Annotated in this window: 15 protein-coding genes; 11 read left to right on the top strand and 4 right to left on the bottom strand. The window is 70.1% G+C overall.

The features are described 5' to 3' along the window. Positions 1-83: 83 nt before the first annotated feature. From FPZ41_RS05440 to FPZ41_RS05425, 4 genes are all read left to right on the top strand, one after another. On the top strand, positions 84-1,436 hold the full coding sequence (locus tag FPZ41_RS05440) for a cytochrome P450 family protein (RefSeq protein WP_152859658.1): 1,353 nt from the start codon (positions 84-86) through the stop codon (positions 1,434-1,436). Positions 1,437-1,675: 239 nt separating this feature from the next. Further along, positions 1,676-2,908 (top strand): glycosyltransferase, encoded by a 1,233-nt coding sequence (locus FPZ41_RS05435; protein ID WP_322619852.1) that lies wholly within the window; start codon positions 1,676-1,678, stop codon positions 2,906-2,908. A gap of 189 nt (positions 2,909-3,097) precedes the next feature. After that, positions 3,098-5,287 (top strand): RNA polymerase recycling motor ATPase HelR, encoded by a 2,190-nt coding sequence (gene helR / locus FPZ41_RS05430; protein ID WP_152859656.1) that lies wholly within the window; start codon positions 3,098-3,100, stop codon positions 5,285-5,287. A 248-nt stretch (positions 5,288-5,535) separates the two neighbouring features. Next, positions 5,536-5,676 carry a hypothetical protein gene (locus FPZ41_RS05425; RefSeq protein ID WP_322619851.1) on the top strand — a complete coding sequence of 47 codons (141 nt, stop codon included), beginning with the start codon at positions 5,536-5,538 and terminating at the stop codon, positions 5,674-5,676. A 17-nt stretch (positions 5,677-5,693) separates the two neighbouring features. On the opposite strand, the gene FPZ41_RS05420 is transcribed toward FPZ41_RS05425, so the two are convergent. Then, the gene (locus tag FPZ41_RS05420; protein ID WP_152859654.1) at positions 5,694-6,887 is read right to left on the bottom strand and encodes a cytochrome P450; all 1,194 of its coding nucleotides are present in this window, start codon (positions 6,885-6,887) and stop codon (positions 5,694-5,696) included. Between the two features lie 175 nt (positions 6,888-7,062). Beyond that, positions 7,063-7,950 (bottom strand): Gfo/Idh/MocA family protein, encoded by an 888-nt coding sequence (locus tag FPZ41_RS05415; RefSeq protein ID WP_152859652.1) that lies wholly within the window; start codon positions 7,948-7,950, stop codon positions 7,063-7,065. 296 nt (positions 7,951-8,246) lie between these two features. On the opposite strand from FPZ41_RS05415, the gene tgmA reads away from it, so the two are divergent. Further along, positions 8,247-8,438: a putative ATP-grasp-modified RiPP gene (gene tgmA, locus FPZ41_RS05410; RefSeq protein ID WP_131566970.1), complete on the top strand. Its 192-nt coding sequence runs from the start codon at positions 8,247-8,249 to the stop codon at positions 8,436-8,438. A gap of 12 nt (positions 8,439-8,450) precedes the next feature. Then, on the top strand, positions 8,451-9,407 hold the full coding sequence (locus tag FPZ41_RS05405) for an MvdC/MvdD family ATP grasp protein (RefSeq protein WP_322619850.1): 957 nt from the start codon (positions 8,451-8,453) through the stop codon (positions 9,405-9,407). 15 nt (positions 9,408-9,422) lie between these two features. Here the strand turns inward: FPZ41_RS05405 and FPZ41_RS05400 are convergent, their stop codons facing one another. Both FPZ41_RS05400 and FPZ41_RS05395 read right to left on the bottom strand, forming a co-directional pair. Continuing rightward, complete coding sequence (locus FPZ41_RS05400) at positions 9,423-10,634, bottom strand: acyltransferase family protein (RefSeq protein WP_152859650.1); 1,212 nt, start codon at positions 10,632-10,634, stop codon at positions 9,423-9,425. Between the two features lie 142 nt (positions 10,635-10,776). Continuing rightward, entirely contained in the window at positions 10,777-11,874 is a 1,098-nt protein-coding gene (locus tag FPZ41_RS05395) for a LacI family DNA-binding transcriptional regulator (RefSeq protein ID WP_407698751.1), read from the bottom strand. Positions 11,875-12,099: 225 nt separating this feature from the next. Between FPZ41_RS05395 and FPZ41_RS05390 the strand changes: the two genes are divergently transcribed. The 5 genes from FPZ41_RS05390 to FPZ41_RS05370 all read left to right on the top strand — a co-directional run bounded on the left by FPZ41_RS05390 (position 12,100) and on the right by FPZ41_RS05370 (position 19,686). Then, positions 12,100-13,026: a carbohydrate ABC transporter permease gene (locus tag FPZ41_RS05390; protein WP_152859646.1), complete on the top strand. Its 927-nt coding sequence runs from the start codon at positions 12,100-12,102 to the stop codon at positions 13,024-13,026. Between the two features lie 4 nt (positions 13,027-13,030). Next, on the top strand, positions 13,031-13,978 hold the full coding sequence (locus FPZ41_RS05385; RefSeq protein ID WP_152859644.1) for a carbohydrate ABC transporter permease: 948 nt from the start codon (positions 13,031-13,033) through the stop codon (positions 13,976-13,978). A gap of 79 nt (positions 13,979-14,057) precedes the next feature. After that, positions 14,058-15,401: an ABC transporter substrate-binding protein gene (locus FPZ41_RS05380; protein WP_152859642.1), complete on the top strand. Its 1,344-nt coding sequence runs from the start codon at positions 14,058-14,060 to the stop codon at positions 15,399-15,401. A gap of 66 nt (positions 15,402-15,467) precedes the next feature. Continuing rightward, positions 15,468-17,513: a beta-galactosidase gene (locus tag FPZ41_RS05375; RefSeq protein ID WP_152859640.1), complete on the top strand. Its 2,046-nt coding sequence runs from the start codon at positions 15,468-15,470 to the stop codon at positions 17,511-17,513. 100 nt (positions 17,514-17,613) lie between these two features. Beyond that, the gene (locus FPZ41_RS05370; RefSeq protein ID WP_152859638.1) at positions 17,614-19,686 is read left to right on the top strand and encodes a glycoside hydrolase; all 2,073 of its coding nucleotides are present in this window, start codon (positions 17,614-17,616) and stop codon (positions 19,684-19,686) included. The last annotated feature ends 3 nt before the right edge of the window (positions 19,687-19,689 follow it).

Raw genomic sequence — 19,689 nt, 5'->3', positions numbered from 1 at the left:
ATGGCCGTCGACGCCGTCACGGCCATCGGCACAGCCTTCCGGTATCCCGCCAACCGAGAGACCGGCACCGAAAGGGAAGCAGCATGACAGCGCCCACCCTGCGGGACCTGGCCCCCGAGGGCCACGACCTGGCCGCGGACCCGTATCCCGTCTACGCCGCCCTGCGCGCCAAAGGTCCCGTACACCGCGTCCTCGTACCCGGAAGCGGTGAGTGCTGGCTGGTCGTCACGCGTGGCGCGGCCCGCGCCGCACTGACCGACCCGCGCCTGCGCAACGACATCCGGCACTCGGCGTCCTGGCGCAGCGACGGCGGCCACGCCATCGGGCGCAACATGCTCCAGACCGACCCGCCGCAGCACACCCGGCTGCGACGTCTCGTCGCGGCGCACTTCACCGCTGGACGGATCGCCGCGCTGCGCCCGCGGATCGAATCCGTGGCCGGTGAACTGCTCGACGCGCTCCCGGAACGCGGGCCGGTGGACCTGGTGAGCCGGTACGCGCTACCGCTGCCGGTCACCGTGATCTGCGACGTGCTGGGGGTCCCCGACCCTGATCGTGCCCGCTTCCACACCTGGTCCAACGAACTCGTCATGCCCACCTCGCCAGAGGCGGCGACCTCGGCAGCGGCAGCCCTGACGGCCTACCTGACCGACCTCATCGAGGCCAAGCGCGACGCGGTCGTACGTGACCCGGGAGCGCCGGACGCCGACCTGCTCGGCGGTCTCGTCGCGGCTGCCGGGGAAAACGCGGCCGACGCCGGCGCCCGCGCACCCCACGACGACGCACCCCACGACGACGCACCCCACGACGACGCACCCCACGACGACGCACCCCACGACGGCGCGCCCCGCGACCCCGCGCTTCACGACGGGACGGCCCACCCGGCTCCCGCGCACCTCACCGCCGAGGAACTGCTCGGCATGGCCTTCCTCATCCTCGTCGCCGGCCACGAGACGACGGTCAACCTGATCTCCTCAACCGTTCACGCCCTGCTGGCCCACCCCGACCAGTTCGCCCTCCTCCGCGCCGATCCGGGCCTCACGGCGGCCGCGGTCGAGGAGTCGCTGCGCTACAACTCACCCGTCAACGCGACCGCGTTCCGTTTCGCGGCCGAAGCGCTGGACCTCGCGGGCACGCGCATACCGGCAGGCGACCCCGTGCTGATCTCGCTCGCCGCGGCTTCCCGCGACCCCCTGCACTTCCCCGAGCCCGACCGTTTCGACATACGGCGCGAGGGACCGGCACACCTCGGATTCGGGCACGGCCTTCACCACTGCCTCGGCGCGCCCCTGGCCCGCGTCGAAGCGACCGTGGCCCTGCGCCTGCTCCTGGCCCACCGCCCCACGCTCACGCTCGCCACCGACCCGACGGCACTCACCTGGCGAACCAGCACGCTGCTCCGTGGCCTGACCGCGCTGCCCCTGTGCTTCGACTGACGGCGGAAGACGGCGCAGAAACTGAGGAGCTGAGTTCGCGGCGCGCTGCCGCTGCCCGGGAGGGCTGCCCGTCCACAGCGGACACAACAGGGCGCAACAGGGCAAAAAAAGAGGGCAAGGAGAACACCCATTCCTTGCCACTCTCAACTTATAGCGCACTGGGGGGCTTGCCGCAAGACCCGGGTCGTGCCGCAGAATCACCGGCCGAAGCCACAACCTACGGAAACGGGTGTTGCGAAGTGCGTGTGGTGCTGTCGACGTATGGGTCGCGCGGGGACGTCGAACCGCTGGCGGGACTCGCCGAGCGGTTGCGGGCACTCGGTGCGGAGGTGCGGGTGTGCGCGCCACCGGACGAGGACTTCGCGCAGCGGTTGGCCGGGGTCGGCGTGCCGCTGGTGCCGGTCGGCCCGTCGGCGCGCGCACTGACGACCGCGGCGCCGCCGCCGTCGTCCCTGCCCGAGCGCGCGGCCCAGCTGATCGCCCACCAGTTCGACGCGGTCACCGCGGCGGCCGAGGGATGCGATGTGCTGGTGGCGACCGGCCTGATGCCGGCCGCAGCCGGCGCGCGATCGGTGGCCGAGAAGCTGGGCATCCCCTCCGTGTCCGTGACCTTCCAGCAGCTCACCCTGCCGTCGCCGCACCACGCGCCGTTGGCGTATCCGGGCCGGCCGTTCCCGCCGGAGGTGACCGACAACCGGGTGCTGTGGGACCTGGACGCCCAGAGCATCAACGCGCTGTTCGGTGCGGCGCTCAACACGAACCGAGCGGCGAACGGCCTGCCACCGGTGGACAACGTCCGCGACTACGTCATCGGCGACCGGCCGTGGCTGGCGACGGACCCGGTGCTGGACCCGTGCCAGGAGACGCCGGACTTCGACGTCGTCCAGACCGGCGCATGGATCCTGCCCGACGTTCAGCCGCTCCCGGCCGAGTTGGTGGCGTTCCTGGACGCCGGCACACCACCGGTGTACGTGGGCTTCGGCAGCATGCCCATGCACACCTCGACGGACGTCGCCCGGGTGGCCATCGAGGCGGTTCGCGCGCAGGGCCGCCGCGCGGTCGTCGCCCGCGGCTGGGCCGACCTGGCCCTGATCGACGACCGGGACGACTGCTTCGCCGTCGGCGAGGTCAACCAGCAGGCGCTGTTCAGCCGGGTGGCCGCCGTCGTGCACCACGGCGGGGCGGGCACCACGACGACGGCGACCCGGGCCGGCGCGTCCCAGGTGGTGGTACCCCAGGGCACGGACCAGCCGTACTGGGCCGGCCGGGTGGCCGACCTGGGCATCGGCGCGGCACACGACGGTCCGACGCCGACTTTCGAGTCCCTGTCGGCCGGACTCAGGACGGCTTTGACCCCCGAGACCCGCGCACGCGCGACCGCCGTGGCCGGCATGGTCCGCACCGACGGGGCGACGGTGGCCGCGCAACTGCTGTCCGAGATCAGCCGCGAAAGGCCGCCAGTGCCCGCGTGAGTCACGTAGGACCGTCGAGCCAGTACCCGGAACACGAGAACCCGTACACCCTGGCGATCTGAACCGACAACGGCCCGGGGGCCACGTCAGGCGGAGCGTCGCCCGTCGTGGCCCCCGGGCTCGGCACGCCGGTCCGGACGCCGTGCCGCACGCCATGACCGCGAGCGGCCTCAGATCGGAACTGATGACATGGAACCCCTGACCACCAGCGCGTTCGCTCTTCCCGACCGCCTCGCCCCCAAGGCCGAACCGAAGCTGATCGCCGACGACGAGCAGCACTTCACGGCCATCGCGGAGTGCCTCGCGCAGACGATCGCCGAACTGTCCGACCGCCTCGACGCCCAGCGCAGGGCGCCCGGCGGCATGGGCCAGCAGGCGATGGACCGGGACTCGGAGATCCACCGGCTGACCGCTCGCCTGCGCACACTGCGTCGCTTCGGTCTGGACCTGTGCCTCGGCCACATGGTGGGCGCAGACGACTCCGAGCCCGTGTATGTCGGACGACTCGGCCTCACGGACAGTGCGGGGCGTCGGCTGCTGGTCGACTGGCGCTCCCCGGCGGCCGAGCCGTTCTTCGGAGCCACCCACGCCAACCCGATGGGTCTGGCGAGCCGCCGCAGGTACCGCTGGACCGATGGCCGGATCAGCGACTACTGGGACGAGGTGTTCACCTCGGACGGGTTCACCGCGCACGCCGCGCTGGACGACCAGTCCGCCTTCATCGCCAGCCTGGGCAGCGACCGGTCACCGCGGATGCGAGACGTGCTCGGCACCATCCAGGCCGACCAGGACGCCATCATCCGCGCGGGATCCCGCGGCGCTCTCGTCGTCGACGGCGGTCCGGGTACGGGCAAGACCGTCGTCGCTCTGCACCGCTCCGCCTACCTCCTCCACTCCGATCCCCGTCTCGGTCACCGCCGGGGCGGCGTGCTGTTCGTCGGTCCGCACCGGCCCTACCTGGCCTACGTCGCCGACGTCCTCCCCAGCCTCGGAGAGGAGGGCGTGCAGATCTGCACCCTGCGGGACCTCGTCGCCGAGGGAGCCGAGGCGACGGTCGAGGCCGACCCGGACGTGGCCCGCCTGAAGTCGTCCGCGGACCTCGTGAAGGCGATCGAGAAGGCCGTCAGGTTCTACGAGGAGCCGCCCACCGAGTCGATGGCGATCACCACCCACTGGTCCGACATCCGGCTGAGCGCCGACGACTGGGCCATCGCCTTCGAAGCGGCGGAACCCGGTACTCCGCACAACGAGGCGCGCGACCAGGTCTGGGAGGAACTGCTCACGATCCTGGTGGACAAGCACGACGACGACGCCGCGGCGGTCGACGGCGACGTCTCGGCCGACCTGCTCCGCAGATCGCTGACGCAGAACAGGGAGCTGCTCACGGCCTTCAACCGCGCGTGGCCGCTACTGGAAGCGGCCGACCTCGTCGGCGACCTGTGGTCGGTCCCCGCCTACCTGCGGATGTGCGCTCCCTGGCTCAGCCGCGACGACGTTCAGCGGCTCCAGCGCGCGGACCCCCAGGCCTGGACTGTGTCCGACCTGCCGCTCCTGGACGCGGCACGGCAGCGGCTCGGCGACCCGGAGGCGGCACGGCGCAAGCGCCGGCACGAGGCCGTCCTCGCCGCCCAGCGCGCACGCATGACGCAGGTCGTCGACAACCTCATCCAGGCCGCAGCCGACTCCGGCGCCGACGGTGACGAGGGCGAAGGCCTGGTGAGGATGCTGCGTGGCGAGGACGCCAAGGTCAGCCTCGTGGACGAGTCGGAACTGTCCGTCCTCGATCCGGACCTTCTCGCCGGTCCGTTCGCTCACATCGTCGTGGACGAGGCCCAGGAACTGACCGACGCGGAGTGGCAGATGCTGCTGCTCCGGTGCCCGTCCCGAAGTTTCACCATCGTCGGGGACCGAGCCCAGGCCAGGCACGGGTTCACGGAGTCGTGGCAGGAACGGCTCGATCGGATCGGGCTCGACCGGATCAACCTGGCCTCCCTGACCATCAACTACCGGACGCCGGAAGAGATCATGGCGGAAGCCGAACCGGTCATCAGGGCCGTGCTCCCGGACGCCAACGTGCCGACCTCCATCCGCAGCGGCGAGATCCCCGTCGTACACGGATCCACTTCGGATCTGAGCTCGATCCTCGACGCCTGGCTCGCCGAACATGCCGACGGTATCGCCTGCGTGATCGGCGATCCCACGTTCCGGACGACGTCCCGCGTCCGGTCGCTGACCCCGGAGCTGTCGAAGGGGCTTGAGTTCGACCTGGTCGTCCTCGTCGACCCGGAGGAGTTCGGTGAGGGCGTCGAAGGAGCCGTCGACCGCTATGTCGCGATGACCCGGGCCACCCGGCAACTCGTCATCCTGACGAGCTCCTGACGTGACCCTGAGCCCGGGCGCCCCGTGAGACCGGACCGGAAGAGCGAGCGACTACCCGGCCCGTAGTGCGTCGATCCCCGCGCCCACGGCGATGACCCGGCGGTCGCCTTCCACCTGGTCGTGCCGTCACTGCCGGGTTTCGGTTTCTCCACCCCACCGGCCGGACAGTGCAGTGATCGCGCGGTTACGGAACATGTGGAAGGCAAGCGGCAGTTCGGGCATCGCGCCCATGCTCCTCCACCCACGACGTGACCGTCCGCCGCCGGGCCGAGCGCGACCACTACGTCGTCCGGTGGACCGAACTCGACCCCGGCGGACACTTCCTCGCCACGGAGGCACCGGACCTCCTCGTCGGCGACGTACGCGAGTTCTTCGCCAAGACGCGCTGACCCCGGTCAGGCCCGGGTCAGGCCCCGCCCAGCGCCACCGTCAGGCCGCGGATCTCGTAACCCCCGATGTCGTCCTTGAAGGAGATACGTGGGTGCGCCGTCATCCGGACGCCGTCCAGAGCGAAGAGACGAGTGAGAAGGATGTCGGCCTCCTGGATCGCGACGACCGCCCCGGGACAACGGTGCGCGCCGTCGCCGAAGGACAGACCCGCCGCGCCGGGGCCCTCCGCCAGGTCTCGGCCCGGCTGGACCCGCAATGGCCGGTAACCCACCACGTCCGCATCGGTGTTGGCGTCGTCGAGGAAGATGTCGACGAACTCGCCGGGCCGCACGAGAACGGGCCCGTCGGCCGAAGGCACCCGCAGTTCGGCCGTTGCCCGGCGGCGCAGCCTGCCGACCACGGGCTCCAGCCGCAGGATCTCGTGGAGGACAGCGAGGCGTCCTGCCTCGTCCGCGGCCCGGTAACGTCCGAGCAGCTCCGCGTCGCTGAACAGGTGCCACGCGGCCACGGAGATGAACTCCCGCGTGGTGACCATTCCGGCGGCGGCGAAGGTGAGGCACTCGCCGAGGATCTCGGCGTCCGTGCAGCCCTCGTCGATCAGATGCGAGATCAGATCATCGTGTGCGCGGCGCCGGTGCGCGCGGATGGCGGGGCGGACGTCGGCGAGGTAGATACGGAGCCAGTTGGTGTTCTGCCGGAAGAACCAGTAGATGCCCCGCGCACTGGTCAGACCCGGTTCACCGAACTTCTCCGGGAAGAAGCGCTCCAGTCGTCGGCGGATGCCCGGCCTGCTGTACCGCAGGCCGACGATCTCGCTCACCACTCCGATGGCCATGCCGAAGCCCAGGTCGGCCAGTTGTGTCTCGCCCTTCGTACGCAGCGTCTCCAACTGCTGCTCCGCGATGCGCTCCATGAGCTCGCGGTAGTGCTCGTCCACCCGGCGCGGGGTGAAGAAGCGCGCGGTCTGCCGCCGGTGTTCCCGGTGTTCGGGGCCGTCCCGGTACAGCACCGGGCGACGGACGTTCGGTGGCAGTTTCTCCACGGTCTCGATGCCCAGCCCGGCCTGCACGGTCCCGGAACTGCGCAGCACCGATCGCGCGGCCGTATAACCGTGCACCTGCCACGATCCGTCGTCCGCCCGGCGGACCGGACAACCCGGGTGGGGGCGCCCCCTGTCGATCTTCCGCGCGTCGTCCTCGGCATCGCTCATCGGACCGGATCCCCCACAGCCACAGCCAGCACCGGGCAGCCTCCTTCGCCGTCGTGTGTGACATGAACGAGTGCGGCCCACAGCATCCGTCACTGCGGTGCGTGTCGACCAGCCCTCGTAGCGGCCGAGTTGTGGCGCGGTGTCGTGCGGAACGAGACGGTACGCGTGGTCAGCGCTACTCGTCCGCACCGCCCAACTGTCCCTCGGCCTCGGCGAGTATCTCCGTCACCCGCAGGCCGAAGGCGGCGTCGCAGTCGTGCGGGCGGCCGGTCTCGACGGCGGAGAGGAGGGCGTCGGCGGCCCGCTGGAGAGCCTCCACCGGTCCCTCGGAGGACGAGGGCAGAACCGTGACTCCGGCCTTGCCGCGCAGCTCCACCGTGGCCCCGGCGGCCGCCGGCGGAGCCGTGAGGCCGAGGGTCAGAGTGCTCGACGCCCCGCCCGCGTGTTCGAGGACCAGATGGACGGTGTCCTCCGGGCCGCGTGCGGCGGCAGCCACCCGCGCGACGTCGCCGAGCACCGGCAGCAGCAGCGACAGGGCGTGCGGACCGACGTCCCACAGGCCCCCCTTCTCCCGGCGCCACGGTGACGCCCCGAACGGACTGTCGCTGGTGAACACCGAGCCGAGCCACTCCGCCCGCGCCGTGAACCAGCCGTCCAGGGCCGCCTGTTCGGTGATCCAGGCCTGTGTCGCCGTCTGGAAACGCGAGGTGAAGAACACGACCGAGGAAACCCCGGTCTCGCGGGCCGCCTCGACGACGGCCCGCCCCTCCTCGACGCTGGTCGCGACGGGCTTGTCCAGCAGCAGATGGCACCGCGCCCGCGCGGCACGCACGGCGAGCGGGGCCTGTACGGATGGAGGCAGCGCGACAGCGACCGCGTCCACCTCGGCGAGCAGCGCGTCGACGTCCTCGTACGCCCGTGTGCCGTGCCGGCCGGCCAGTTCCTCGGCCGCCTCCGCGCGCCGGCCCCACACCCCCACGAAGTCCAGTCCGGGATGCCCGCTCAACGCCGGGGCATGGGCCATGTCGGCCCACGGTCCTGTACCGAGCAGTCCGATGCGCATGCCGCCGCCTCTCCTGTGCCGATCCCGTACGTCACCGACCCCTGACGGAGACCGTGCGGGGCGAGCCTTTCACGCGGGGCCTGACCTTCACCACCATGCGCCGGGATCGTGAACGGGATGCAACCCGCGTCTCTGACGGCTCCTCAGGACCCGTGCACACAGGGGGCGGACGCAAAAACGAGCCCCGAGGTTGATGTGATGACCTTCACCCTGATGTGGCGGAAAGTGATGAATTCCTTACGACATACGGACGTTAAGGAATGCGTACAGACATCGTTCGACCTGGGAGGTTCGCCTTGCGACCGTTCACCTTGAACTACGTCCGGCCCAGAGCCCTGCCGATCGTGGTGGAGCCCTACAGCTTCGACGCTTCGTTGCAGCTGAACGTGCTCGGCGACGGCCGTCCCGCCGTCGCCGACCGGGACCTCCTGCTCGCGGTCGGCACCACGACGTCCACGGCGGGCTCCCAGACACACTTCGACGACTGACAGCCGCCGCCCGTGACCGTACTGATCCTCACGTCGGAGCAGGACGTCACCGCCGATATGGTGGTGGCGGAGCTCAACAGGCTGGGCGCGCCGGTGATGCGCCTGGATCCGGCCGACATCCCGGGTAAGGCCGTGCTGTCGGCGGACTACGCACACGGCGACTTCGACGGCCATCTGTCGGTCAACGGGCATGTGCTGAGCATGGGCGGCCTGCGCTCCGTGTGGGTGCGCAGGCCGGGCGACCCCGCCGCCCACGCGGCCCAGCCGTCCGCATGGCTGACCGCCGAGACGCGGCAGGCGCTCTACGGCATGCTCTACTCGGCCTCGCCCGCGTGGATGAACCACCCGGGCAACGCCGACCAGGCGCGGCACAAACCATGGCAGTTGAGGGTCGCCCACTTCAGCGGCTTCGCCGTACCGCCGACCGTCTTCACCACGGCACCGAGGGTGGCCGAGCAGTTCGCCGAGCTGCACCGGGACGTGGTCGTGAAGTCGGCCTCGGGCCCACCGCCCGACGACCCCGCCGTCGCCCTGCCGACGACGCTGATCGGGCCCGGCATCGACTTCGGCGCGGTGGCCGCCGGCCCCGCGCTGCTGCAGCGGTACGTACCCAAGAGGGCCGACATTCGTCTGACCTGCGTCGGCGACCGTCTGTTCGCCGCCCGCAAGCGGGCCGCCCCCGGTCAGATCGACGGCCGCTACGGCGACACCGAGTACGTCTGGGAAGCCGTCCCGGTGCCCGACCGCATCACCACGTCGGCGTTGGAGTACCTGTCCCTCGCCGGTCTCGCGTACGCAGCATTCGACTTCGCCGAGGACGATGAGGGGGTGTGGTGGTTTCTGGAATGCAATCAGGGCGGGCAGTTCGGCTTCGTCGAACTGGAGACGGAGCAGCCCATCGCGGAAGCGGTCGCCCTGTGGCTGTCATGGCGCCGGCCGGAATCGCGGGCGCCCAAGCCTCGTTGGTGACGGGGCAGCGGTGGGTCAGGTGGTTCGGGGCCGCACGGAGCTGGGCTCGGGACGCATGCCGAACAGAAAGCGCGTCACACGGGTTCTGCGCACCCCGAATTCGTAGACAAGGAGGAGCACGGCCAGGGAACCGGTCACGATGACCACGTACTTGACCACGATCGGTGCGGACCACCCCACCACTCCGTAGGCGAAGGCGACCACCAGGGGCTGGTGCAGCACGTACAGCGGCAGCGCGGCGACCGCGAAGTACGCGAGCAGGTCCCGTCCGCGCCCGGGCCGGTCGAGGGCGGACGTGCCCGGTTCGCGTGGCCGGTCGAGGAACCCGAGGACGGCGGTCACCCAGCACCACCCGGCCGCACCGAAGAGGGCCCGCGTGGCCATCGCGGTCCAGGTCCGAGCGGTGAACGGGTCGTCGCCGGAGAGGAAGCCGGGCGCGGTGGCGGCGAACAGGACGAGCCCGAGCACGCCCACCGGCAGCGCGAGGCGGCGCAGGACGGCGCGGACCTGGTCGTCGTCGGCGAGGGTGTAGCCGCAGAGGAAGAAGATCAGATACGCCCAGCGGTTCCAGCCGGCGTACCCCTCCTCCATGCCGAGCAGGGAGTTGACCGCGGCGAGCGGCAGCGCGGGCAGCAGGAGCAGCCACGGGCGGCGCGCCACCGCCCTCCCCGCACCGTCGGTGCCGGCCGGGAGGAGGGCGGCGAGGGGGGCGAGGAGCAGACAGAAGGTGAGCAGGAGAACGACGAACCACAGGTGTCCCGTGTCGAAGTGGTCCCCGTCGAGGAGGAACGGGAAGTCACCGAGGTCCAGGTGGACGGTGAGGAAGCGGGGCCAGAAGCTCCAGTACGACTCGTGGTGGCCGGGATCGGCTGCCCGCGCCCGCAGCCACTGGGGGAGGGGATTGAGGACGACCGTGACGAACACCAGCGGAACGCCCAGGCGCAACAGGCGTTCACGGGCGAAGCGCCCCGCACCACGGCGGCGGACGGAGTGCCGGGCACCGAGACCCGCGACGAGGAACAACATGGGCATCGCCCACACCACGGCCAGACCCGCCAGGACGGTGACGGCTTCGGTCGTGTCCGCGTTCTTGACGTAGAAGTCGTCCCTGGGGTCGAACACCAGGGCGGCATGGAAGAAGACCAGACCGAGCACCACGAGCGTCCGGAGGACGTCCAGTTCACGACGACGAGGAGCGGAAGTCCGCTGCTCGGGCTCGGCGTTCATACGGCTCCCCTCCGCGGGATCCGAACCATTGTGGGGGAGAGGCCGCACGGACGACAGGATTCCCGTCCCGCGTCGCCCGGGGAACCCGGAATTCGCGAAGGCGGCCAGGACCTGTGACGGAAGTGGCGTCGCCCAGCAGGCGTCACTTCCGACACAGGCCCTGGGCGAGCGAAGGCGGCGGAGCCGTGCTCTCCCGTACCACCAGCCGGGTCGGCACCAGGGTCGTGCCGCGCTCCGCGCCCTCGTGGCGCATCTTGCGCAGGACGTTCTCGACGCAGAGCCGCCCCACCTCGGCGAAGTCCTGGTGGAGGGTGGTGAGCGGGGGCAGGAAGGAGCCCGCCTCGGGGATGTCGTCGAAGCCGATGACGCTGACGTCCTCGGGGACGCGCCGGCCGCGTTCGTGGAGGGCCCGCAGCAGCCCCAGCGCCATCTGGTCGTTGGCCGCGAAGACGGCGGTGCAGTCCTCGTGGTCGGCGAGGACGAGCCCGGCGCGGTAGCCGGACTCCGCCGACCAGTCGCCCCGGACCAGCGGCGGCGGCGTGCGGTCCGCCTCGATGAGGGCCGCGTGCCAGGCGTCCGCTCGGCGCTGGGCGGCGAAGGATCCGTCCGGGCCGCCCAGGTGCCACACCGTGGCGTGGCCCAGGTCGAGCAGGTGCCGTACGGCGGCGTGGCTGCCGCCGGCCTGGTCGGTGTCGACGACGGTGTAGCGGTCGCCGGCGTCGGAGTCGACGACCACGACCTGGACGTGCGGCGGCAGCGCGATGGTCGCCGCGTCGAGCAGATGGACCTCCATGATGACGATCACCGCGTCGACCGCGAGCTCCTCAAGGCGGGAGAACGCGCCCCGGACCTCGTCCTGGGTGGGTACGGCGACCGGCAGCAGCGTCACCGCGTACCCCTCGTGGGCCGCCGAGTTGGCGATCGCCTCCAGGGTGCGGACGTTGCCCGTGGTGGAGAGCGAGAAGGTGATGACGCCGATCGTGCGGAACTCGCCCCGCTTGAGGGCCCGGGCGGCGCTGTTGGGCCGGTAGCCCAACTCCTTCATGGCCGCCAGCACCTGCTGCCGGGTCTCCTCGGTCACCCCGGCGTAGCCGTTGGAGACGCGTGACACGGTCTGCGAGGAGACCCCCGCCAGCCGGGCGACGTCGGCCATGGAAGCGGTCTGGGACCTGATCCCGGCCCGGGATCGTCTTCGACCACTACCGGGGACGCCCGTCGGCGTTCTGTCAGCCGTGTCCATCCCTCGGCCGCCTCCTCTCCTGCGCAGCTTGCGTCACGGATTCGCCAAGGATCCCTTGACCGCCGTGATCGGGGCGGTGTAGACATTCCGCCATTAGATGTTTACGTAAACATAACAGCGCACGGCCTCCTTTCCGAGGAGATGTTTACGTAAACATCGCGCGGTGCGGCCTCCTCGACATCGGGCGGCACCGCCGGTTCCGGGATGTGACGAGCGAGGAACGACATGACGACGCAACAACCTCCGGCGGCCGTGGAACCGCGACCGGCGCCGCCCCCGGCGAGACGAGACCGCCGCTCCTGGACCGGGTGGGGTTTCCTCGGCCCCTTCGTGGCCGTGTTCGCCCTCGTCTTCCTGGCGCCGATCGCGTACTCGATCTATCTCAGCCTCTTCCGTGACCAGCTGATCGGCGGCACCACCTTCGTCGGCCTGGACAACTACACGCAGGCCCTGGAGGACGACCGGTTCTGGGCCTCCCTCGGACGGGTCTCGCTGTTTCTCGTCGTCCAGGTACCGATCATGCTGGGCATCGCCCTGCTGATCGCTCTCGCCCTGGACAGCGGCCGCCTCTACGGCAGGGACTTCTTCCGCATCGCGATCTTCCTGCCGTACGCGGTACCGGCCGTGGTCGCCACCTTGATGTGGGGCTTCATGTACGGCACCCGCTACGGTCTCGTCGGGGACATCAACGAGGCCTTCGGTGTGACCCTGCCCGACCCGCTCTCGCCCGACCTGGTGCTGGCGTCGATCGGCAACATCGTCACCTGGGAGTTCGTCGGCTACAACATGCTGATCTTCTACTCCGCGCTCCGTGTCATCCCGCACTCCCTCTACGAGGCCGCGGAGATCGACGGCGCCGGACAGATCCGCGTCATCACCGCCATCAAGCTCCCCGCCATCCGCGGAGCCCTCGTCATCGCGACGATCTTCTCGATCATCGGCAGCTTCCAGCTGTTCAACGAGCCGAACATCCTCCGGCAGCTCGCACGCAACGCCATCACCACCGACTTCACCCCGAACTTCTACACGTACTCGCTGTCCTTCAACGGCCAGCAGCAGAACTACTCCGCGACGGTCGCGATCATCATGGGACTGATCACCATGGTGATCGCCTACATCGTGCAGCTGCGCGGCATGAGCAAGGGAGCGTGACCCGATGAGCAGCCCCGTCACCACCGCTTCCGAGTCCATACCCGCCCGGGCCGCCGGCGCGGGCAAGGGCGCGTCCCGTCTGCGTACGCCCCGTCGGCACACTGCCGGGCGCCCCAAGCGCAGCGTTCTGCTGACCGTGCTCACCGGTCTGATGCTGCTCTACACCGTGGTGCCGCTGATCTGGCTCGTCATCAGCGCCACCAAGACCCAGGAGGGGCTGGCCGATTCGGGCGGGCTGTGGTTCGCCGACGACTTCGCCCTCTGGGACAACATCAGGGACACGTTCACGTACAACGACGGCGTCTTCACGCGCTGGCTGCTGAACACCCTGCTGTACGTCGTGGTCGGTGCCGGTGGGGCCACCTTCCTGGCGATCCTGGGCGGTTACGCGCTGGCGAAGTTCGACTTCCCCGGGAAACGTGCCGTGTTCGCCGTGGTCATCGGCGCGGTCGCCGTCCCGGGGACCGCCCTCGCGGTGCCGACGTTCCTGATGTTCAGCAAGATGGGGCTGACCGACACCCCGTGGGCGGTGATCATCCCCTCGCTCGTCTCGCCCTTCGGCCTGTACCTGATGTGGGTCTTCGCCACCGAGGCCATCCCCACCGAACTGCTGGAAGCCGCCCGGATGGACGGAGCGAACGAGGCGCGCACCTTCTTCCAGGTCGCCCTGCCGCTGCTCGCCCCCGGCATCGTGACGGTGCTGCTGTTCACGACAGTCGCGACCTGGAACAACTACTTCCTGCCGTTGATCATGCTCAAGGACTCGGACTGGTACCCCCTGACCCTGGGCCTGAGTGTCTGGAACTCCCAGGCCGAGACGATCGGCGGGGACGTGATCTTCAACCTGGTGATCACCGGATCACTGCTCACCATCGTGCCGCTGATCGCCGCGTTCCTGCTGCTGCAGAAGTACTGGCAGTCCGGGCTCGCCGCGGGAAGCGTCAAGGAGTAGCCCTCCTGCGCACCACCCCCTCAGTCGCACCTCGTCCCACTCTCATCTGTCCCACCCACAAAGAAGTGGAAGCACCTCCATGCGCAGAACCACCGGCCGCCTGCTGCGCGGCATAGCCCTGTTCTCCGCCCTCGCCCTGGGCGCGACCGCCTGCGGCGGCTCCGACGACGAGGGTTCCGACCAGAAGCCGGTCTCCGCCGCGGACCTCAAGGCAGCCCTGGACAAGGGCGGCACCGTCACGGTCTGGGCCTGGGAGCCCACCCTCAAGACGGTCGCCGCCGACTTCCAGAAGAAGTACCCCAAGGTCAAGATCGACCTCGTCGGCGAGCGGTCCGGCGACAAGCACTACACCGCCCTGTCGAACGCCATCGAAGCCGAGAAGGGCGTGCCCGACGTCGCGCAGGTCGAGTACTTCGCGCTGGGCCAGTACGCCCTGACCAAGGGCCTCACCGACCTGGCCCCCTTCGGCGCGGACAAGCTGAAGGACAAGTACACCGCGGGTCCGTGGAACGCGGTGACCCAGGGAAGTGACGCCGTCTACGGCCTGCCGATGGACTCCGGCCCGATGGCGATGTTCTACAACAAGAAGATCTTCGACAAGTACAAGGTCGCGGTCCCGACCACCTGGGACGAGTACGTCGACGCGGCCCGCAAGCTGCACACGGCGGACCCCAAGGTCTTCATCGCCGCCGACGCCGGCGACGCGGGCCTCACCACCAGCCTGCTCTGGCAGGCCGGTTCGCGTCCCTACCAGGTCGACGGCACCACGGTGAAGATCGACTTCTCCGACGCGGCTGCCAAGAAGTTCACCGACAACCGGCAGAAGCTCATCGACGAGAAGCTCGTCGCGCCCATCACCGGCTGGACCGACGACTGGTACAAGGGTCTGGGCGACGGCACCATCGCCACGCTGCCCAGCGGCGCCTGGATGCCCGCCAACTTCGTCACCGGTGTGCCGAACGCCTCCGGCGACTGGCGAGCGGCCCCGCTGCCCGCCTGGACCAAGGGCGACAAGGCGAGCGCCGAGAACGGCGGCAGCTCCCTGACCGTGCCCACGCTGGGCAAGAACAAGGAACTCGCCTACGCCTTCGTCGAGTACGCCAACTCCGGTGACGGTGTGCAGAGCCGCATCAAGGAGGGCGCCTTCCCGGCGACCACCGCGGACGTTCAGTCCACGGAGTTCAAGAACAAGGAGTTCGAGTACTTCGGCGGGCAGAAGGCCAACGAGATCTTCGCCGAGTCGGCCGCGAACGTCGCTGACGACTGGTCGTACCTGCCCTTCCAGCAGTACGCCAACTCGATCTTCAACGACACCGTCGGCAAGGCCTACGTGTCCGGCACCAAGCTGGCCGACGGCCTGAAGGCCTGGCAGGACGCCTCGGTCAAGTACGGCAACGAGCAGGGCTTCACCGTCGAGAAGTAGGACCGCCGTGCGAGGGGGCGGCACCATCGCGCCGCCCCCCCCGTGCGACACACCGGAAGGACCACCATGACCTCCACCCGCCTGACCCGCCTGCTGAGCGGGCCGGACGGTGACTCCACCCCCCGTCTCGGCTACGGCGCCGACTACAACCCCGAGCAGTGGCCGCGCGAGGTGTGGGAGGAGGACGTCCGGCTGATGCGCGAGGCCGGCGTCACCGTCGTCTCCGTGGGGATCTTCTCCTGGGCCCGTATCCAGCCGGCCCCGGACGCATGGGACTTCGCCTGGCTCGACGAGGTCATGGACCTTTTGCACCAGGGCGGCATCGGGGTCGACCTGGCCACCGCCACCGCGTCCCCGCCCCCCTGGCTCACCACGGCCCACCCGGAGATCCTCCCGGTGACCGCCACCGGGGAGACGCTGTGGCCGGGAGGACGACAGCACTGGCGGCCCACTTCACCGGTCTTCCGCGAGTACGCCCTGCGTCTGGTGCGGACGATGGCCGGGCGCTACGCCGGTCATCCGGCCCTGGTGGCCTGGCACGTGTCCAACGAGCTGGGCTGCCACAACGTCTACGACTACTCCGACGACGCGGCCCGCGCCTTCCGCGACTGGCTGCGTGCCCGCTACACGACGCTCGACGCGCTCAACCACGCCTGGGGCACCGCGTTCTGGTCGCAGCGCTACAGCGACTGGGAGCAGATCCTGCCGCCCCGGCTGGCCGCCTCCTACCCCAACCCCACCCAGCAGCTGGACTTCAAGCGCTTCTCCTCGGACGCGCTGAAGGAGTACCTGCGGGCGGAGCGGGACGTGCTGCGGGAGATCACCCCCGATGTGCCGGTCACCACGAACTTCATGGTGATGGGCGGCACCAAGGGCATGAACTACCCGGACTGGGCGGACGAGATCGACTTCGTCTCCAACGACCACTACGTCCACCCCGGCCCCCAGGACCGCGACGAGCTGTCCTTCTCCGCCAACCTCACCAGCGGCATCGCCGGCGGACGGCCCTGGTTCCTGATGGAGCACTCCACCAGCGCCGTCAACTGGCAGCCCGTCAACGTCGCCAAGCGGCCCGGCGATCTGGCCCGCGACTCGCTCCTCCACGTCGCGCACGGCGCCGACGCCGTCTGCTTCTTCCAGTGGCGGCAGTCGGCCGCGGGCGCCGAGAAGTACCACTCGGCGATGGTGCCGCACGTCGGGGAGGACAGCGACCTCTTCCGCGCGGTCGTGGCCCTCGGCGACACCCTCAAGACCCTGGCCCCCGTGGCCGGTTCCGAGCGCGAGGCCGCCCCGGTGGGCATCGTCTTCGACTGGGAGTCGTGGTGGGCGAGCGAGCAGGACTCCCACCCGACGTCCCTGCTCGACTACCGCCAGGAAGCGCTCGACTGGTACTCGGCGCTCCTCGCCCTCGGTGTCCGCGCCGACGTCGTCACCACCCGCACCGACCTCGACCGCTACCAGGTGCTCATCGCGCCCGTGCTCCACGTCGTCCCCGCCGACCTCGCCAAGGAGCTCGCGCGGTACGCCGAGAACGGCGGTCACCTCGTCACCACGTACTTCTCCGGAATAGTCGACGAGAACGACCACATCTGGCTCGGCGGCTACCCGGGCGCCCTGCGCGACCTGCTCGGCATCCGCATCGAGGAGTTCGGCCCACTGCTCGCCGGGGACACCGTCGAACTGGACGACGCCACCACCGGCAGCCTGTGGACCGACCGGATCACCGTCACCGACCCGGAGACGGACGTCCTGGCCGCCTACCGCACCGGCGTGCACGCCGGGCGCCCCGCCGTCACCCGCCGGTCCACGGGCAGCGGTTCGGCAGCGTACGTCTCCACCCGCCTCGGCACCGAAGGGCTCACCGCCCTGCTGCTGCGGCTGCTCGCCCCGGCCGGAGTCGAGAGCGAACTGCCCGCCCCCGCACGGGGGTTGGTCGAGCTGACCGTACGCGGCGGTCCCGGTGGCCGTTTCCTGTTCCTCGTCAACCGGACCGACAGGACGGTGCCGCTGCCCGGCCTGGCCGGAGAGGTTCTGGTCGGCGCGACCGGCGCCGACGGCTCTCCCGTCCTGCACCCCAGGGACGTCGCCGTACTGCGACAGCCCACCGCCTGACTCCTCGAACGGCTCCGCACGCGTTCGAGGGCCATCCCCTCCCGCCCCCGACGGGCGGGAGGGGCCACCGCAGCGACCACACCTGAGTTGGGAGCACACGATGGCACGCCGTACCCGCAGCAGACGGCTCCTCGGAGCCGCGAGTCTCACCGCCCTGGCGACCGGAGCCGCTCTGGTCACCGCCCCGCCGCTCCAGGCGCAGACGCCGGAGGCGGCCGCCGCCTCCGTCACCGTCCAGCCGGATCCCTCGTACCAGCAGGAGAAGTTCGAGGGCTGGGGCACGAGTCTCGTATGGTTCGCCAACGCCACCGGCGACTACCCCAAGGAGATCCGCGAGAAGCTCGCGAAGCTCCTCTTCGACGACGACGGCCTCGCCCTCAACATCGCCCGCTACAACATCGGCGGCGGCAACGCCCCCGACGTCAAGGACTACCTGCGGGCCGGCGGAGCCGTGGAGGGCTGGTGGAACGCCCCCGAGGGCACCACCCGCGAGGACACCGACTGGTGGAGCGCCGACGACCCGGCCGACTGGAAAGAGAACGCCGACCTCACCCAGCGCTGGTGGGTCGAGCGCATCAAGGACGACATCGACCACTGGGAGACGTTCAGCAACTCCCCGCCGTGGTTCATGACGGTCAGCGGCTATGTGTCCGGCGGCTTCAACGCCACCGACGACCAGCTCAAGACCGAGTCCATCGACGACTTCGCCGCCTACATGGCGGGCGCGACCAAGCGGCTGGAGAAGGCCGAGGGCATCAAGGTCGACACCATCGACCCCTTCAACGAGCCCAACACCAACTACTGGAGCACCCGCCTGGGCCCCGACGGTGAGCCCGTCGGCGGACGCCAGGAAGGGGCGCACATCGGCCCCGAGCTCCAGGACAAGGTGATCAGAGCCCTGGCGCCCGCCCTGAAGAAGGCGAAGACCAGGGCCCAGATCGCCGCGATGGACGAGACCAACCCGTCGATCTTCGCGCAGAACTGGAACACGTACTCGCCCGAGTCCCGCGAGCTCGTCGGCCAGATGAACGTCCACACCTACGGCACCGGCCAGCGCACCACCGTGCGCGACATCTCCAAGGCCGAGAACAAGCGGCTGTGGATGAGCGAGGTCGAGGGCGACTGGGGCGACGGCCAGAGCTTCACGGACATGCGGCCGGGCCTCGGTCTCGCCCAGCGCATCGTCGACGACCTGCGTGAACTGGAGCCGCGCGCCTGGGTGTTCTGGCAGCCCGTCGAGGACTACGACAACATGAAGCCCGGCGGAGAGTCCGCCAAGGGCGGCAACTGGGGCAGCATCCAGCTCCCGTTCAGCTGCACCTCCGAGGACACCCTCGAAACCTGCCCCATCTACACGAACACCAAGTTCGACACCGCGCGGAACTTCACCCACTTCATCAAGCCCGGCGACCGGCTGATCAAGGTGAACGACACCTCCAGCGCGGCCGCGGTGGCGAAGGACGGCGAGGGCGCCTCGCTCGTCCACGTCAACAGCACCACCGAGGCCCGCACGGTCACGGTCGACCTGTCGAAGTTCCGCGACGTCAGCCGGGGCGCGACCGTCACCCCGGTCGTCACCGACGCGAACGGCAAGCTGGAGAAGCACGACCCGATCAAGGTCAGCGACCGCGCGGCCACCTTCACCGTGCCCGCCCAGTCCGTGACGTCCTTCGTCATCAAGGGCGTGTCCGGCGTCGCCAAGGACGCCCCGCTGCTGCGCAAGGGCCACTCCTACACCCTGACCGGCGTCCAGAGCGGCAAGGCCGTCACCGTCGCCGACAACGGCACCAACCTGGTCATCCGGTCCGGCGCCACGGACGCCGCCGCCCCTGGCCAGCAGTGGCAGCTGCGCTCGGTGCGCTCCGGCCCCGGGGTCCTCGACCGGTACGTCTTCACCAACCCCGTCGAGGGCAAACGGCTGGCCGTCCGTGACGGTTCCCCGGTGGTGGAGCCCGACGAGGGCGAGCGCGACAAGGCCGCCCAGTGGCTCATGTCCAGCACGGGCGACGGCACCTGGACGCTCGTCAACGTCGCCACCCACCGGCTCCTGGAGGTCGGCGGCCAGGCGACCAACGAGGGCGCGGCCGTCACCACGTGGACCCCGAACTCCGGGTCCAACCAGCGGTGGAAGGTCGTCGACGTGACGAACCAGGTGGGCGACACGACCAAGTAGTAC

Origin of the sequence: Streptomyces acidicola, assembly GCF_009377235.1 — a bacterium.
Taxonomy (GTDB): Bacteria; Actinomycetota; Actinomycetes; order Streptomycetales; family Streptomycetaceae; genus Streptomyces; species Streptomyces acidicola.
Note: the sequence above shows the minus strand (reverse complement) of the source record. Positions and strands in the feature narration are given on the sequence as shown.

Bases quoted from the DNA above. Each gene is read 5' to 3' on its own strand.
- FPZ41_RS05400 (WP_152859650.1), bottom strand. From the start codon at position 10,634: ATGAACGCCGAGCCCGAGCAGCGGACTTCCGCTCCTCGTCGTCGTGAA.
- FPZ41_RS05385 (WP_152859644.1), top strand. From the start codon at position 13,031: ATGAGCAGCCCCGTCACCACCGCTTCCGAGTCCATACCCGCCCGGGCC.
- FPZ41_RS05380 (WP_152859642.1), top strand. From the start codon at position 14,058: ATGCGCAGAACCACCGGCCGCCTGCTGCGCGGCATAGCCCTGTTCTCC.
- FPZ41_RS05390 (WP_152859646.1), top strand. From the start codon at position 12,100: ATGACGACGCAACAACCTCCGGCGGCCGTGGAACCGCGACCGGCGCCG.
- FPZ41_RS05395 (WP_407698751.1), bottom strand. From the start codon at position 11,874: ATGGACACGGCTGACAGAACGCCGACGGGCGTCCCCGGTAGTGGTCGA.
- FPZ41_RS05420 (WP_152859654.1), bottom strand. From the start codon at position 6,887: ATGAGCGATGCCGAGGACGACGCGCGGAAGATCGACAGGGGGCGCCCC.
- helR (WP_152859656.1), top strand. From the start codon at position 3,098: ATGGAACCCCTGACCACCAGCGCGTTCGCTCTTCCCGACCGCCTCGCC.
- FPZ41_RS05415 (WP_152859652.1), bottom strand. From the start codon at position 7,950: ATGCGCATCGGACTGCTCGGTACAGGACCGTGGGCCGACATGGCCCAT.
- FPZ41_RS05375 (WP_152859640.1), top strand. From the start codon at position 15,468: ATGACCTCCACCCGCCTGACCCGCCTGCTGAGCGGGCCGGACGGTGAC.
- FPZ41_RS05440 (WP_152859658.1), top strand. From the start codon at position 84: ATGACAGCGCCCACCCTGCGGGACCTGGCCCCCGAGGGCCACGACCTG.
- FPZ41_RS05370 (WP_152859638.1), top strand. From the start codon at position 17,614: ATGGCACGCCGTACCCGCAGCAGACGGCTCCTCGGAGCCGCGAGTCTC.